The sequence below is a fragment of the Streptomyces sp. NA04227 genome (genome assembly GCF_013364195.1).
In the GTDB taxonomy this organism is placed as follows: Bacteria; Actinomycetota; Actinomycetes; order Streptomycetales; family Streptomycetaceae; genus Streptomyces.
Window position 1 is genome coordinate 925421 of sequence record NZ_CP054918.1, and the last position, 15104, is coordinate 940524.

The window sequence follows — 15104 nt, forward strand, 5'->3', positions numbered from 1 at the left end:
TATTCCGCAACCGCCTGAATTCGGCCCCGGCAGGGCTCTACACTCGACTCCATTTGCACGCAGCGCAGTTGTCCGTCTTCGGGGAGTGACCGGGTCCGGTACCTGAGCTGCGCGAAGCCGCCCGCAGCCGGACGCGGGCGCGGGTACCCGACGTCAGCCGCGTGATGCCGTACAGACGAACGGTGCGCCGCCCCTCGTACGGGACGGCGCACCGAAACGGCGTGCTTGCGGGCGGGTGTTACCCGACGGACGAGTAGGCCACCACCCCGCGCAGGACGGCGTCGACGGCACGGCGCGCGTTCTTGGCGACCGTCGAGTCCCCCGACGGCGCCGCGGCCGAGATCTGGCCGAGCACGTCGATGACCTGCTTGCACCAGCGCACGAAGTCGCCCGCGGGCATCTCCGCCTCGCGCAGCACCTCGTCCAGGCCCTTGCCGGAGGCCCACATGAACACGGCCCAGGCGAAGCCGAGATCGGGCTCGCGCTGGCCGACACCCTCGGTCTGGTTGATCCGGAAGTCCTCCTCGACCGCGTCGAGCCGTCCCCAGATACGGACCATCTCGCCGAGGGCGGCCTTCGCGTTCCCGGAGGGCACCTTGGGCGCGACCCCGTCGTCCCCGATCCGCGACTCGTAGACCAACGCCGAGACGCAGGCGGCGAGTTCGGCCGGGCCAAGACCTTCCCAGACCCGTTCCCGCAGGCATTCACTGGCCAGCAGATCGAGTTCGCCGTACAGCCGGGCCAGCCTGCGGCCGTGCTCGGTGACCTCGTCACCGCGCAGATAGTCGAGCTCGGTGAGCAGCGCGACGATCCGGTCGAAGGTACGGGCGATGGTGTTGGTGCGGCCCTCGATGCGCCGCTCCAGCTGGTGGGTGTCGCGCCGCAGCCGGTGGTAGCGCTCGGCCCAGCGGGCGTGGTCCTCGCGGTCGCTGCACCCGTGGCAGGGGTGCGCCCTGATCTCGGTACGCAGCCGGGCGATCTCGCGGTCGTCGGCGGCGGCGGAGCGCTGCTTGCGGTGGCGCTCCGGCGCTATGTGCCCGGCCTTGGTGCGCAGCGCGGAGGCCAGGTCCCGGCGCGACTGCGGGCTGCGCGCGTTGAAGGACTTGGGGATCCGCATCCGCTCCAGGGCCTCGACCGGCACCGGAAAGTCCATCGCGGCAAGGCGCTTGACCTGGCGTTCGGCGGTGAGCACCAGGGGGCGCGGGCCGTCGTGGTGGTCGAAGCCGCGGTGCCCGTTGGACCGGCCCGCGGGCAGTCCGGGGTCGAGCACCAGGGCGAGACCGGCGAACTTGCCGGTGGGCACGTGGATGACGTCGCCGGGCTTGAGCCGCTCCAGGGCCGCGGCCGCCTCGGCACGCCGCTGCACCGCGCCCTGCTTGGCCAGTTCGTTCTCGCGGTCCTTGAGGTCCCGGCGCAGGCGCGAGTACTCCTCGAAATCGCCGAGGTGACAGGTCATCGAGGCCTTGTAGCCGTCAAGTCCCTCTTCGTTGCGCTGCACTTGGCGGGAGATGCCGACCACCGCGCGGTCGGCCTGGAACTGCGCGAAGGAGGTCTCGAGCAGTTCCCTGGACCGGTGCCGCCCGAATTGCTGCACCAGGTTCACGGCCATGTTGTACGAGGGCCGGAAGCTGGAACGCAGCGGATACGTACGGGTACCGGCCAGACCGGCGAGGTGCTCGGGGCTCATGGCGCGCTGCCAGAGCACCACCGCGTGGCCCTCGATGTCGATACCCCGGCGCCCGGCCCGCCCGGTCAGCTGGGTGTACTCGCCGGGCGTGATGTCGGCGTGCTGCTCGCCGTTCCACTTGACGAGCTTCTCCAGGACGACCGAACGCGCGGGCATGTTGATGCCCAGGGCGAGCGTCTCGGTGGCGAACACGGCCTTCACCAGACCGCGTACGAAGAGTTCCTCCACGACCTCCTTGAAGGTCGGCAGCATGCCCGCGTGGTGCGCGGCGATACCGCGCTCCAGGCCTTCCAGCCACTCGTAGTAGCCAAGAACGTGCAGGTCCTCGCGCGGGATCGACTCGGTGCGCTTCTCGACGATCTCGCGGACGGCGCCGCGGGACTCCTCGTCGTTGAGCCTGAGCCCCGCGTACAGGCACTGCTGCACCGCCGACTCGCAGCCCGCGCGGCTGAAGATGAAGGTGATCGCGGGCAACAGGCCCTCGGCGTCGAGGCGTTCGATGACCTCGGGGCGGCCCGGGGTCCAGATCCGAGAGCGCTGGCGGCGCTCGCGTTCCCGGTCGGCCTCGCGCCCGCGGCGGCGGTCGCGGCCGCCGGTCGGACGGCTCGCCTCCATCCTCGCCATCCGCGTCAGATCGGGGTTGACCGCCTTCTTGTGGCCCTCGCCCTCCTCGAAGAGGTCGTACATCCGGCGCCCGGCGAGCACATGCTGGAACAGCGGCACGGGACGGTGCTCGGAGACGATCACATCGGTGTCGCCGCGCACCGTGTCCAGCCAGTCACCGAACTCTTCGGCGTTGGAGACGGTCGCCGACAGTGACACCAGGGTCACCGACTCCGGGAGGTGGATGATCACTTCCTCCCAGACGGCGCCGCGGAAGCGGTCGGAGAGGTAGTGCACCTCGTCCATGACCACATAGCCGAGGCCGAGCAGGGCCTGCGAGCCCGCGTACAGCATGTTGCGCAGCACCTCGGTGGTCATCACGACCACCGGCGCGTCCGAGTTGACGCTGTTGTCGCCGGTCAGCAGACCGACCTTGTCGGCGCCGTAACGGGCCGCGAGATCGGCGTACTTCTGGTTGGACAGTGCCTTGATGGGCGTGGTGTAGAAACACTTCTTGCCCTGGCCGAGAGCCAGGTGCACGGCGAATTCGCCGACGATCGTCTTGCCGGAGCCGGTGGGCGCGGCGACCAGCACCCCCTTGCCCTCCTCGAGAGCCTGACAGGCCTCGATCTGGAACGGATCGAGACCGAAGTCGTACATCTCGCGGAAGGAGGCGAGTGCGGTCGCCTGTTCCGCGGCGCGCCTGCGGGCCGCCGCATACCGCTCGGCCGGTGAGAGGTCCTCTGTCATCGTGCTTTCGAGACTACCGGGCGCCTCTGACAGCGCACGATCTTTGTTCGGATCCCCGGACCGGGTCCGCGCACGGCCCGGGGGACCCCAACTCCGGGGAAGTGTCAGCTCACTCCGAGTACACGCAGCGCGCCCGCACGGCATTCGACGGCGAGCGGCAGCGCGGCGAGCGGTTCGCCGTCCGCGTAGGCGGTGACCCCGGGGGCGGCCAGTTCGATACGCGCGGCCCGGTGCACGGTGACCGCCGGGTGCTCCAGGTGCGTCCCCTTGTAGACCCGCGGAAAGACCTTGAGCAGATCCCGCCGGGTGGCCCGGCCGACCACGGTCACCGAGAACATCCCCTCGCGCGGGTCCGCCCCGGCGCAGATCCGCATCCCGCCGCCGTACGAGGGCCCGTTGCCGACCGCGACCAGGGTGGCCTCGATGTCCTGCGGCTCGCCCCCGTCGAGGGTGAGCCGGTACGGGATCGGTCTGAAGGCCGCCAGTTCGGCGACCGTGGCGACGTCGTACTTGAACCGGCCGAGCGGCAGCCGGATGCGGTTGCCGCGGTCGTTGACCCGGGAGTCGAAGCCGGAGGCGAGCACCGTGCCGAACCAGGTGCCGGCGGCACGGCCGAGTGCGATCTCGCCGGCCCGGTTCTGAGCGAGCGCCGTGGCCGCGAGCCGGGCCGCCGCGGCGGGGTCGCGCACCGGCAGGCCCAGGCTCCGGGCGAAGTCGTTGCCGGTGCCCACGGCGATCACGCCGAGCGGCACCCCGGTCCCGGCGACCGCCTGCAGCGCCATGTGCACGAGCCCGTCCCCGCCGACGGCGAACAGCGCGTCGGTGCCTTCGGCCACCGCCTGCCGCACACATCGCCGGGCGTCCTCGGCGTCGGTCCCGCGCACACCGCGCACGGTGAAGCCCGCCCGGCGCAGCTCCTCGGCGACGGGTTCCGCGGCACGCCTGCCGCGTCCGCCGCCGGCGGCCGGATTCACGAAGAGGGTGATCTCGCTCGTCACGCGCGGGACTGTACAAGTTTCCGTGTGGGACGTCGCCCCTTCGGCAGAAGTTCGTCCGTGCCGCTCGCCGCTTCCCGGCCGAAACGACACCGGCAGGGCACCCGTGCGGCGGCCGCCGACGCCGAGCGGGGCCGGACGTGTGTCCGGCCCCGCTCGGTTCGACGCTCGCGGGCCGCTGCCCGCCGCTCGTACTCAGCTCATGTCACGTTGTGTCATGCCGTGTCATGTCACGTCGTCGTAGCCGTTGACCCGGTCCCGGTCCCGTTCGGTGCCCGTACTGGCCTGCTCGGGAAGGGAACCGCTGGCCGTGACCCGCTCCACGTCGCCGACGCTCTCCGGGGTGAGGTCGAGCTCGGACGCCTCGTCGTCGTCGAGGTCGGCGTCGGGGTTGTTGCGACGGCGGCGCCGGTCGTTGAGCATCGCGAAGCCGACGGCCATGAAGTAGAGCACCACGATCGGCGCGGAGAGCGCGATCATGCCCACGGGGTCCGTGGTCGGGGTGGCCAGCGCCCCGAAGATGAAGACGCCCATGATCACGCCGCGCCACCAGCCGAGCATCCGGCGCCCCGTGGCCATGCCGGTCATGTTGAGCATGATCAGCAGCAGTGGCAGCTCGAAGGCCCCGCCGAAGATGAGCACCATCCGGACGCTGAAGTCCAGGATCTTGTCCATCGGCAGGATGTTCGCCGAGCCGTCCGGGGTGATGCCGAGCAGCACACGCATGCTCACCGGCATCACCGTGTAGGCGAGCCAGGCACCGCCGAGGAACAGCGGTACAGCCGCCGCGACGAACGCGTAGGTGTACTTGCGCTCGTGCCGGTGCAGTCCGGGCGCCACGAAGGCCCAGAGCTGGTAGAGCCAGACGGGGCTGGAGAGGACGATGCCCGCCATGAGGCTCACCTTGACGGTCGTCGTGAACGGCGACAGCAGGTCCGTGTACGCGACGACCGCACAGGCACCGCCGGTGTTCTCGCCCAGCCCCTCCTCGCAGCGGGGGACCGGATCGGCGAGGAACCGCATCAGGTCCTCGCTGTAGAACGCCGCGACACCGGAGACGACGGCGATGGCGAGAGCCGCCTTGGCGAGCCGGTTGCGAAGCTCACGAAGGTGTTCCGCGAGGGACATCCGCCCCTCGGGATCCTTCTCCTTCTTGCGGGCAGACTTGAGCAACCCACGTCCTCATCTCGTGCAGTGGGCCGGGTCTCACCGGCCCCGCGTCAGCGCTTCGTGGTGTCCGTGGGCTCCGTGACCGGGCGCGAGCTGCTCACGTCGCCCGGGGCGGCCTGGATGGTGCGCTGCTGCTGCTCGGAGTTGGGCGGGTCGGCGGGCGCGGACTCCTGGTTGCCGCCCTCGCTCTTCATCGCCTTGGCCTCGCTCTTGAGGATGCGGGCCGACTTGCCCAGCGAACGGGCCATGTCGGGCAGCTTCTTCGCACCGAAGAGCAGAACGATCACCACAAGAATGAGGATGATCTCGGTAGGGCCGAGCTGTCGGAACATTGTCTACCTTCTCACCGAGGCGGCATGGGCGGGGATGCTGCCCGATCAGCCGGACGTGCCCGGCCACCGTGCTGTCGGAGATCGTAACGCTCAGGGGTGAACGGGCGGCAATCCCTGCGCGTACTCCCGGTCACGACCCGTGCCTCAGTCCCGGGCCGTTCGGAGAAGCGTACCCAAGGACGGCCACAAGCCAACAGACAAGGTCACACGTATCGCATCACCATTGTTTAAAGGACGCGATGAGCGCGTGGCCGCACGTCAGAGCAGGTCGCCGTGGGCCCGGGCGGTGGTGGTGGCCGCCCGTTCCAGTTCCTCCGACGCCTGCCCGATCCGCTCCGTGGCCCGCGTCACCTGACGGCCGAGCCGTTCCGCCTCGACGAAGACCCTGACCGCGAGCACACCGAGGACGGCGATCCCGGCGAAGCCGAGTCCGACCGCGAGCATGGCCCAGCCCATCGTGAACATGGTCAAGCCCCTACGAGGTGGTGGGATGCAGGCGCAGGGTGCTCACTCCGCCGCCGCTGAGGAGCTCGACGATGCGCTCCCCCGCGGGCTTGCGGACGGCGGCCCCGCACTCGGGACAGGTGAAGGAGTAGAAGGTGGTGCGCCGGGACGCGCCGATCGCCAGCCTCAGGGCGCCGGGGGTGAGTTCGAAGCTCGCCCGGCAGTCCGGGCAGGCCGCGCGATAGCGCACCGGCATACGCACACTCTGAGTCCCCTGGGTTCCCTGAGTCCCTTGCTGCTCCGGCGAGTTCACGGATACCTCGGCCTCCTGCCGGGTCTCGTACGGGAAAGGCGTTCCGGTCGGGCTCACCGCGCCCCCTCGATCGCGTCCGGGCCGTCGTAGGCGGCCAGTGCGGCGCGGGCCGCCTCGCGCGCGCTGTCTGCGAGGTCCCGCGGTGCCACGATCCTGCCCTCCCGGCCGAGGCGCAGGGCGAGCCTGCGCAGCGAGGCCGGGTCCGGCGTGCGCAGGCTGATGCGCAGTCCGCCGTCCGGTAGTTCCTCGGCCCGGTCGTGCGGATAGTACTCGGCGACCCAGCGACCGCCGGGCCCCACCTCGACGACCACTTCCGGGTCCTCGGCGGCGGGCTGCACCAACGCCTCGGACAGATCGCGGAGTTCGACCTCGGGGGGCTCGGACGGTTCGTCGAGGATCCTGATCTCGGCGACCCGGTCCAGCCGGAAGGTCCGCCGCGCCTCGGAACGCCGGCACCAGGCCTCGACGTAGGTGTGGCCGACGCTGACCAGCCGGATCGGGTCGATCTCGCGCTCGGAGAGCTCGTCGCGGGCGGGCGAGTAGTAGCGGATCCACAGCCTGCGCCGCTCGGAGATGGCCCGGTCGACGTCGGCGAAGACGCCACCCTCGGACTCGAAGGTGACCGAGAGCCGCGAACTGGCCCCGGCCGCCTCGCCCGCCGCGGCCTCCAGCTTGGCGGTGGCCCGCAGCAGCGCCTGCCGGTCGCTCTCCCGCAGGCCCGGCAGGGTCGCCACCGCACGCGCCGCCACGAGCAGCGCGGTCGCCTCGTCGGCGGCCAGCCGCAGCGGCTCGGCCACGTCGTCGGCGTTGTGCCACCAGATGTGTTCGCCGTCGGTGTCGATGTCGAGCAGATCGCCGCCGCGGAAGCTGGTGCCGCACAGCGGCAGTACGTCCAGGTCGCCGATCAGCTCGTCCTCGCTCATCCCGAAGGCCCGCGCGACGTCGGCCACGCGCGCTCCGGGCCGCTCACGCAGATAGGTCACCAGGGAGAGCATCCGGCGGGTCTGGTCGATGGCGTTCGCCGGGCGGGCGATACGCGGGGTCTTGGCGGTCATGCGGTACGTCCCCTCAGCCCTTGGCCACGGCGCGCAGCCGGTCCACCACGTCGGCCCGCAGCTCGGCGGGTTCCAGTACGACCACATCGGGGCCGAACTCGACCAGCCAGGCGTCCAGACCGTGCCCGTAGTGGATCTCCAACTCGTCCCATCCGTCGCCGAGTTCGCGTACCGAGGAGGCGCTCGCGCGCAGCGGGTAACCGGAGTTGGCGCGCAGCCGGATCCGGGCGGTGCGTTCGCCGCCGCCCTCGCCCGCCCACGCGGCCACCGTCTCGCGGACGTTGACCACATCGGGCACCGGCGCGGTGAACCTGCCCGCACGGCTGCGCACCTTGCCGGTGATACGGGAGAGCCGGAACACACGCTCGGCGCCGCGGTCCCGGTCGAAGCCCGCGAGGTACCAGTGGCCGCGCCAGCACTCCAGGGCCCACGGCTCGACCTGGCGCGGCTCGGGGCGCACCGCGTTGGACTTGCGGTAGTCGAAGCTGACCGGGCGGCGGTCCCGGCAGGCCAGCATCAAGGGCTCGAACGCGGCCTCGTGGACCGGGATCCGGGGTTCCAGGGCGCCGTGCGACTCGTAGGGGTCGACCTCTTCGGGCAGCCCGGCGGCGCGCAGCTTCTGCAGCGCGCCGCTGGCGGCGCCGGCCAGCCGCGCCTGCTGCCAGACCTTGGCGGCGAGCCCCAGGGCGGCGGCCTCCTCCGGGTCGAAGACGACCGGCGGCAGGCGGTTGCTGTCGCGGCGGGCCAGGTAGCCGACGTCACCGTCGAGGTTCTCCACCGTCTCGATGACCAGGCCGAGTTCGCGCAGATCGTCCTTGTCGCGCTCGAACATCCGGCTGAAGGATTCCTCCGACCCGGAGCCGCTCTTCCCGAAGGCCTCCACGTACGCCTCGATCGAGTCCCGCAGTTCGCGCTTGCTCAGCGGCCGCCGCGTCCCGAGAAGACACAGTGCGAGATTCATGAGCCGCTCGGCCTTGGCAATGGCCATCTACGCCCTTCCCTCAAGGTCCTTCGGGCTTCCTCCGGCGTTGACCGTACCGTCACGGCGTGAAACGTCAAAAGCCGAGGGCCCGCGCCTTGACAGCGCGGGCCCCGCGACGTTCGCGATCAGTTCCGGTCCCGGTCAGACGGAGATCAGGTCGCAGACGAAGATCAGCGTCTCGCCGGGCTTGATCCGGCCACCGGCGCCCTGGTCCCCGTAGGCGAGGTGGGCGGGGATGATCAGCTGGCGGCGTCCGCCGACCTTCATGCCCTGCACACCGCGGTCCCAGCCCGCGATGACCCGGCCGGCGCCGAGCTCGAACTTCAGCGGCGCACCGCGGTTCCAGCTGGCGTCGAACTCCTCGCCGGTGGAGAAGGCCACGCCCACGTAGTGGACGGAGACGGTGTCGCCCGCCTTGGCCTCAGGGCCGTCGCCGACCCAGATGTCCTTGATCTCCAGGTCGGCCGGCGGTTCGCCGCCCGGGAAGTCGATCTCGGGCTTGTCGATGCTCACGTCACTTGCTCCTGTTGGTACGGATGGCAACCGGGACAGTCTCGCATCCCGCGCGTCACATCTTGGCGAGGATGTCCACGCTGAAGACCATCGTGGAGTCCTTCTTGATCGGCGAGCCCGGCTGGGGCTTGTCGCCGTAACCCAGCTTCGGCGGAATGGAGATGAGCACGCGGCTGCCGACCTTCTTGCCGGTGAGCCCCTGCGCCCAGCCCTTGACGACCTGCTGGAGACCGAACTGGGTGAGCTCCTGGCGCTTGTACGAGGAGTCAAACTCCTTGCCGTTCTCCCAGAGCACGCCCTTGTACTGGACGAGCACGGTGTCGGTGGCCTTGACCTCCTCGCCGTCGCCCTCGAGGACGTACTCGGAGACGAGGCCCTTGGGCGCCTTCTTCCCCTTGGGGATCTCGATCGAGGGCGCCTTGCCGTCGGTGTTGGTGCCGACCTTGGGCAGGTCGATGTTGTCCTGGGAGACCGTCTTGCCCTTGGCGGAGCTCTTCGCGTTGAAGGTGTCGACGACGTCGACGACGAAGACCAGGGTGCTGTCGCCCTTGATACCGGCCTTCGGGTTGCCCTGCTTGCCGTAACCGAGCTCCGGCGGGATGGCCAGCTCGACGCGGCTGCCGATCTTCTTGCCGACCAGGGCCTGGTCCCAGCCCGGGATGACCTGTCCGACGCCGATCGGGAAGATGGCGGGGGCACCGCGGTCGTAGGAGTTGTCGAAGACCTTGGCGGTGTCCCAGATCTGGCCGAGGTAGTCGGCCTGGAGGTAGTCGCCCTTGGCGACCTTGCCGCCCTTGCCCTCGATCAGCGTCTTGACCGCCAGGTCGGACGACGGCTTGCCGGGCCCCTTGGCGACGGTCGGCTTCTCGCCGAACTTCGTGCCCTTGGTGATGTCGGGCACGGGGCCGTCGACGATCTTCGCCGACGGCGCCGCCGATGCCGAGGGGGACGAACTGCTGCTGGACTTGCCCTTGTCGGAGTCTTCGTCGCCGCAGCCGGCGAGCGTGATCAGTCCGGCCGGTACGGCAAGGAGAAGTGAGCGTCGGCGCACGGTGGGGGCCTCGTATCGATCGATCTTGTGGTTGGCGTGCGCGCCACCTTACTGACGAAACCGGCTTCCCGGACCCTTGGGACCACAAAGGTTTCCGGCCCGGAGGGGGCCGGGCCGCGGGGTTGGGCACGACAGAGGCGACGCGAGGCGTCGTACGCACACAACGTACGACGCCTCGCGAAGCGTTCCCGGCCGTCGGTCACCGGATGGAGTGAACTCACATACCGGCGATCAGTTTTTCGACCCTGTCGTCCACGGAACGGAACGGGTCCTTGCACAGCACGGTGCGCTGCGCCTGGTCGTTGAGCTTGAGGTGCACCCAGTCGACCGTGAAGTCCCTGCGCTGCTCCTGGGCACGGCGGATGAAGTCGCCGCGCAGCCGGGCCCGCGTGGTCTGCGGGGGCACCGACTTGCCTTCGAAGATCTTCAGGTCACTGCAGATACGCGCGGCCTGACCCTTCTTCTCCAGCAGGTAGTAGAGACCACGACGACGGTGGATGTCGTGGTAGGCGAGGTCTATCTGCGCGATCCGCGGATGCGACATGGTCATGTTGTGCTTGGCCCGGTACCGCTCGATGAGCTTGTACTTCATGACCCAGTCGATCTCGGTGTCGATGCGGTCGAGGTCCTCCTGCTCGATCGCGTCGAGGGAGCGCTCCCACAGTTCGAGAACCTGCGCCACCAGACCGGTACGGATCCCGCGCCGGTCGCAGAAGTCGGCGGCCTTCTCGAAGTACTCGCGCTGTATCTCCAGGGCGGAGGCCTCGCGGCCACTGGCCAGACGGACCTTGCGGCGCCCGGTGATGTCGTGGCTGACCTCGCGGATGGCCCGGATCGGGTTCTCCAGGGTGAGGTCGCGCATGACGGTGCCCGCCTCGATCATGCGCAGCACGAGGTCGGTGGCGCCGACCTTGAGCAGCATGGTCGTCTCGGACATGTTGGAGTCGCCCACGATGACGTGGAGCCTGCGGTAGCGCTCGGCGTCGGCGTGCGGCTCGTCGCGGGTGTTGATGATCGGACGGGAGCGCGTGGTCGCGGAGCTGACGCCCTCCCAGATGTGTTCGGCCCGCTGGCTCACGCAGTAGACCGCGCCCCGCGGCGTCTGCAATACCTTGCCCGCGCCGCAGATGAGCTGACGGGTGACAAGGAAGGGAATGAGGATGTCCGCGAGCCGCGAGAACTCACCGTGCCGCGCGACGAGATAGTTCTCGTGGCAGCCGTAGGAGTTTCCCGCCGAATCGGTGTTGTTCTTGAAGAGATAGACGTCGCCCGCGATTCCCTCCTCGTGCAGGCGGCGTTCGGCATCGACGAGCAGGCCTTCAAGAATGCGCTCGCCTGCCTTGTCGTGGGTGACCAGTTCCGTCACGTTGTCGCATTCCGGTGTTGCGTATTCCGGGTGCGAACCCACATCGAGGTACAGGCGGGCGCCGTTGCGCAGAAACACATTGCTGCTGCGGCCCCATGACACGACACGGCGGAAGAGGTACCGCGCCACCTCGTCAGGAGACAGGCGGCGCTGTCCCCTGAACGTACATGTGACGCCGTACTCGTTCTCCAGCCCGAAAATGCGGCGGTCCATGACTGAACATTACGCCTGATGGCGTGTACTGAAACCGGGTTCGACGGCACCGTTTCGATCATTTTCCGAACCGCGTGCGACAAGTGCCGTCGGCGCGGACGTCGAGAGCACCCGCGAAGTCGCCAGTACGACAAGCAGGGCAAGGGCTCCCACCACCGCCGGAACCGTGAAACCCCCGCGCACACCGCTCCATTCGACCACCGGCCCGGCCGCCGCCGTACCCACCGAGGTGCCCACCGTGAACGTCGTCACCAGCCACGAGAACGCCTCGGTGACCGTCCCGCGCGGCGCGTGGCGGTCCACCAGCACGAAGGCACAGGCGATGCACGGCGCGAGGAAGACTCCGGCCAGGACCGAGAGCAGCGTCATCGCCACCGCCCCGGGTGTCAGTACGAGCGGGACGTAGCAGAGCGCGAGCAGGGCGACCAGGACGGCCAGACGGCGGTGCGGCGGCCCGCTCCACTGCCGGGCCCCGTACACCGAACCGCCGATCAGCGCGCCCAGGCCGATGCCCGCCATGAGCCAGCCGTACACCGCGTCGCCCCCGTTGTCGTCGGCGTAGGCGACCCCGGCCACCGCGATCGAGCCGAGCGCCATGCCCACGAACAACAGTGCGCCGAGCAGGGCGATCAGGCCGGGAGAGCGCAGCGCGCCCAGCCAGTGCGCCTCGCGCGGCGCGGAGCGCCAGCTCCGGGAGGGCTTCGAGGTGACGACCCAGAGCGCGCCGAGCACACCGATGACGCTCAACAGCACCAGGGCGTACTGCGCCGACCACACCGCGGCGAACAACGTGACCAGCAACGGCCCGACGGTGAACATCACTTCCTGGGCGACGGCATCCATCGCATAGGCCGTGTGCACCTGTTCCTCACGGTCGAGCACATCGGACCACAGCGCCCGCAGGCCGCCTTCCAGAGGCGGCGTGAACAGGCCCGCGAGGGCCACCGCCGGATACGCCCCGGCCGGCATCGAGGGGCCGGTGAAGGCGAAGGCGACCATGGCGAGGGCGGAGGCGAAGGCCGCGGACAACTGCACCCGGGGCTGCCCGTGCAGGTCGACCAGCCTGCCGAGCACCGGCTGTCCGACGGCGTTCGCGACGCCGTACACCGCGGCCAGCGCCCCGGCCAGGCTGTAACTGCCGCCCTCGGCACGCACGAACAGCACGATCGCGAGGGCCGCGGTCGCGTTGGGCAGCCGCCCGACCAGCGTTCCCGCCAGGAGCCGGGCGGCATGCCGCGCCCTGAGGATCTCCAGGTACCCCGCCGCCATCGCCAGCCTCTCCGCGCCCGCCGTCTCACACCGCCGGGCACCGCCGTCGGGAGTGATCAGTAATACGTATAACCTCGTTTCTCATAAGTACCATGAGCCCAACAGAGCAGTCCACCCGGAATCCGGCCCCACCTCAGCACGGAGGCGTCACGTGACCAAGGCGGAAGACGCCGGGGGCAGGGCGACGACCGGGGGCAGGGCCACCAAGCGCGCCACACCCGCCGACCGTCCCGCCCGCCCCACCAGCCGCGACGTGGCACGGGAGGCCGGCGTCTCGCAGGCCGCGGTCTCGCTGGTGCTCGGCGACAAGTGGCGGGGCCGCGTCTCCGAGGCCACCGCCGAGCGCGTACGCACCGCCGTACGCGAACTCGGCTACCGCCCCAACCTCGCCGCCCGCAACCTCCGGCTCGGCCGCACCCGCACCGTGCTCCTCGTGGTCCCCGCCCTCACCAACGAGTTCTTCGCACGGCTCCACTCGGGCGCCGCCGCCGTGGCCGCCGAGCACGGAACCGGCGTCGTCCTCTACCCCTCCGGCGGCATCGGCCCCGCACGGGACCCCTTCGACTCCGCGCGCGCCTCCCTCGACGGCGTCATCGCCTCCTCCATGGCCGCCGAGGCCCTCGCCGCCATCCGCGGCGACGAACTGCCCCTCGTCATGCTCGACAGCGACCCCGGAGACGCCGCGGAGAGCGCCGAGCCCGCCGCGAGTACGGGGGGCTCCGCGAGCGATCGGGCCGGTGGCCCCGACCAGACCGGCCCGACGGCCACCCACGAGGCAGGTACCGCCCGCGGCGCCGCCACCGTCAACCTCGATCTCGCCGACGGCGTACGGCAGTTGACGGAACATCTGCTCGGCCTCGGCCACCGCGACTTCCTGCACCTGGCCGCGGACGTCGACTCCTGGACCTTCGCCGTACGCGCCGAAGCCCTCGCCACGTACCTGCGCCCGGCCGGAGCCCGGCTGCGCACCGTCCGCACCGCACTCTCCGTACGGGACGCGCACGTCGCCGCACAGTCCGCGCTCGCCTCCGGCCCCCGCCCCACCGCCCTGGTCTGCGACGACGACATCATGGCCGCCGGAGCCTGCAAGGCCGCCCGCCGCCTCGGTCTGCGCGTACCCGAGGACCTCTCCGTCACCGGCTTCGACGACCTGACACTGGCCACCGCCGTCGAGCCCGAACTCACCACCGTCCGCCTGCCCGCCGAGGACTTCGGCGCGGCGGGCATGCGCACCCTGCTCGCCGTACTCGACGGACGCTCCCCCGCCCCCGCGCCCCTGCCGGTCCGGCTGATCGTCCGCGGCTCAACGGGCCCGGCCGCCGTCCGCGCGGACTGACACGGCCTGACGCCGATCGCCTCGGCCTTCGCAACTTACGGGCGGGGACGCCACCGGGCACCGAGCCCGGGACACGACGATGCCCCGGCCACCACCGGCCGGGGCATCGCTACAACCATCGCCGAACCACCGGGACTTACCGGCTCGGCCGCTACCGCATTACTCCGCGGACTCGGAGCCGCTCTCGCCCGAGTCGCCCGCGCCGTCGTCGCCCTCGCCCGCGGCCGTCTCCTCCGACGACTCCCCGGCCGCCTCGCCCGCGAGCAGCCGGGAAAGCTGGTTGCCCACGATCCGCTTGAACTTCCGCTGCTGCGGCCGCGTACGGTCGAGCACCGCGACCTCAAGACGCTCCGCGGGGATCTCCCGCTCACCGCCATTGGTGTCCCGCGAGAGCGCCTGCACCGCGAGCCGCAGCGCCTCCGCCAGGGTCATCCCCTCGCGGTGCTGCTGATCCAGGTACCCGCTGATCTGCTCGGAGTTGCCACCGACCGCCACCGAGCCGTGCTCGTCGACGATCGAGCCATCGTGCGGAAGCCGGTAGATCTGGTCGCCCTCGGGGCTCTCGCCCACCTCCGCGACCACCAGCTCCACCTCGTACGGCTTCTCCGCCGCACTGGAGAAGATGGTGCCCAGCGTCTGCGCGTAGACGTTCGCCAGACCACGCGCCGTCACATCGTCACGGTCGTAGGTGTAGCCCCGCAGATCCGCGTAGCGCACACCGCCGATCCGCAGGTTCTCGTACTCGTTGTACTTACCGGCGGCGGCGAAGCCGATCCGGTCGTAGATCTCACTGAACTTGTGCAGGGCACGGGACGGGTTCTCACCGACGAAGACGATCCCGTCGGCGTACTGCAGCACGACCAGGCTGCGACCGCGTGCGATGCCCTTGCGGGCGTACTCCGCCCGGTCGGCCATGGCCTGCTGGGGGGAGACATAGAACGGTGTCGACACCGGCTGCCCGTCCCTTTCTGTCGGTGGAGCTTCTGCGGAGCTTGGAGATTCGGCTTCGGCGATGGCACCGGGCC

14 protein-coding genes are annotated in these 15104 nt (G+C 70.3%); 1 reads left to right on the plus strand and 13 read right to left on the minus strand.

Translation table 11 applies throughout. The annotated features are described in order from the left end of the window. Positions 1-238: 238 nt before the first annotated feature. The 12 genes from HUT18_RS03720 to HUT18_RS03775 form a co-directional block, all read right to left on the minus strand. Positions 239-3040, minus strand: a complete 2802-nt coding sequence (locus HUT18_RS03720) for an RNA helicase (protein ID WP_176097797.1) — start codon at positions 3038-3040, stop codon at positions 239-241. A gap of 104 nt (positions 3041-3144) precedes the next feature. After that, positions 3145-4038 (minus strand): diacylglycerol kinase, encoded by an 894-nt coding sequence (locus tag HUT18_RS03725; RefSeq protein WP_176097799.1) that lies wholly within the window; start codon positions 4036-4038, stop codon positions 3145-3147. 222 nt (positions 4039-4260) lie between these two features. Next, positions 4261-5163: a twin-arginine translocase subunit TatC gene (gene tatC, locus HUT18_RS03730; protein WP_176104270.1), complete on the minus strand. Its 903-nt coding sequence runs from the start codon at positions 5161-5163 to the stop codon at positions 4261-4263. A 92-nt stretch (positions 5164-5255) separates the two neighbouring features. After that, positions 5256-5537 (minus strand): Sec-independent protein translocase subunit TatA, encoded by a 282-nt coding sequence (gene tatA / locus HUT18_RS03735; RefSeq protein WP_176097801.1) that lies wholly within the window; start codon positions 5535-5537, stop codon positions 5256-5258. 258 nt (positions 5538-5795) lie between these two features. Beyond that, positions 5796-5993 carry a hypothetical protein gene (locus HUT18_RS03740; RefSeq protein ID WP_176104271.1) on the minus strand — a complete coding sequence of 66 codons (198 nt, stop codon included), beginning with the start codon at positions 5991-5993 and terminating at the stop codon, positions 5796-5798. Between the two features lie 19 nt (positions 5994-6012). Continuing rightward, positions 6013-6237 carry a hypothetical protein gene (locus HUT18_RS03745; protein ID WP_176097803.1) on the minus strand — a complete coding sequence of 75 codons (225 nt, stop codon included), beginning with the start codon at positions 6235-6237 and terminating at the stop codon, positions 6013-6015. A gap of 110 nt (positions 6238-6347) precedes the next feature. Then, entirely contained in the window at positions 6348-7349 is a 1002-nt protein-coding gene (locus tag HUT18_RS03750) for a YafY family protein (protein ID WP_176097805.1), read from the minus strand. 13 nt (positions 7350-7362) lie between these two features. Further along, the gene (locus HUT18_RS03755) at positions 7363-8337 is read right to left on the minus strand and encodes a YafY family protein (RefSeq protein WP_176097806.1); all 975 of its coding nucleotides are present in this window, start codon (positions 8335-8337) and stop codon (positions 7363-7365) included. A 135-nt stretch (positions 8338-8472) separates the two neighbouring features. Then, complete coding sequence (locus HUT18_RS03760; RefSeq protein WP_176097808.1) at positions 8473-8844, minus strand: FKBP-type peptidyl-prolyl cis-trans isomerase; 372 nt, start codon at positions 8842-8844, stop codon at positions 8473-8475. Between the two features lie 55 nt (positions 8845-8899). Next, positions 8900-9895, minus strand: coding sequence for an FKBP-type peptidyl-prolyl cis-trans isomerase (locus tag HUT18_RS03765; RefSeq protein WP_176097810.1), 996 nt, complete (start codon positions 9893-9895; stop codon positions 8900-8902). Positions 9896-10112: 217 nt separating this feature from the next. Beyond that, entirely contained in the window at positions 10113-11474 is a 1362-nt protein-coding gene (pafA, locus tag HUT18_RS03770; RefSeq protein ID WP_176097812.1) for a Pup--protein ligase, read from the minus strand. A gap of 9 nt (positions 11475-11483) precedes the next feature. Further along, positions 11484-12743, minus strand: coding sequence for an MFS transporter (locus HUT18_RS03775; RefSeq protein WP_176097814.1), 1260 nt, complete (start codon positions 12741-12743; stop codon positions 11484-11486). Between the two features lie 253 nt (positions 12744-12996). Here HUT18_RS03775 and HUT18_RS03780 point away from each other — a divergent pair, with 253 nt between their 5' ends. Next, entirely contained in the window at positions 12997-14079 is a 1083-nt protein-coding gene (locus tag HUT18_RS03780) for a LacI family DNA-binding transcriptional regulator (RefSeq protein ID WP_254878928.1), read from the plus strand. 159 nt (positions 14080-14238) lie between these two features. On the opposite strand, the gene prcA is transcribed toward HUT18_RS03780, so the two are convergent. Continuing rightward, positions 14239-15030 (minus strand): proteasome subunit alpha, encoded by a 792-nt coding sequence (gene prcA, locus HUT18_RS03785; RefSeq protein WP_176097817.1) that lies wholly within the window; start codon positions 15028-15030, stop codon positions 14239-14241. Positions 15031-15104 lie beyond the last annotated feature (74 nt).

Excerpts from the sequence above, each read along its gene's own strand:
- tatA (WP_176097801.1), bottom strand. The coding sequence starts at position 5,537 with ATGTTCCGACAGCTCGGCCCTACCGAGATCATCCTCATTCTTGTGGTG.
- HUT18_RS03750 (WP_176097805.1), bottom strand. The coding sequence starts at position 7,349 with ATGACCGCCAAGACCCCGCGTATCGCCCGCCCGGCGAACGCCATCGAC.
- HUT18_RS03745 (WP_176097803.1), bottom strand. The coding sequence starts at position 6,237 with ATGCCGGTGCGCTATCGCGCGGCCTGCCCGGACTGCCGGGCGAGCTTC.
- HUT18_RS03720 (WP_176097797.1), bottom strand. The coding sequence starts at position 3,040 with ATGACAGAGGACCTCTCACCGGCCGAGCGGTATGCGGCGGCCCGCAGG.
- HUT18_RS03755 (WP_176097806.1), bottom strand. The coding sequence starts at position 8,337 with ATGGCCATTGCCAAGGCCGAGCGGCTCATGAATCTCGCACTGTGTCTT.
- pafA (WP_176097812.1), bottom strand. The coding sequence starts at position 11,474 with ATGGACCGCCGCATTTTCGGGCTGGAGAACGAGTACGGCGTCACATGT.
- HUT18_RS03740 (WP_176104271.1), bottom strand. The coding sequence starts at position 5,993 with ATGGGCTGGGCCATGCTCGCGGTCGGACTCGGCTTCGCCGGGATCGCC.
- HUT18_RS03775 (WP_176097814.1), bottom strand. The coding sequence starts at position 12,743 with ATGGCGGCGGGGTACCTGGAGATCCTCAGGGCGCGGCATGCCGCCCGG.
- tatC (WP_176104270.1), bottom strand. The coding sequence starts at position 5,163 with ATGTCCCTCGCGGAACACCTTCGTGAGCTTCGCAACCGGCTCGCCAAG.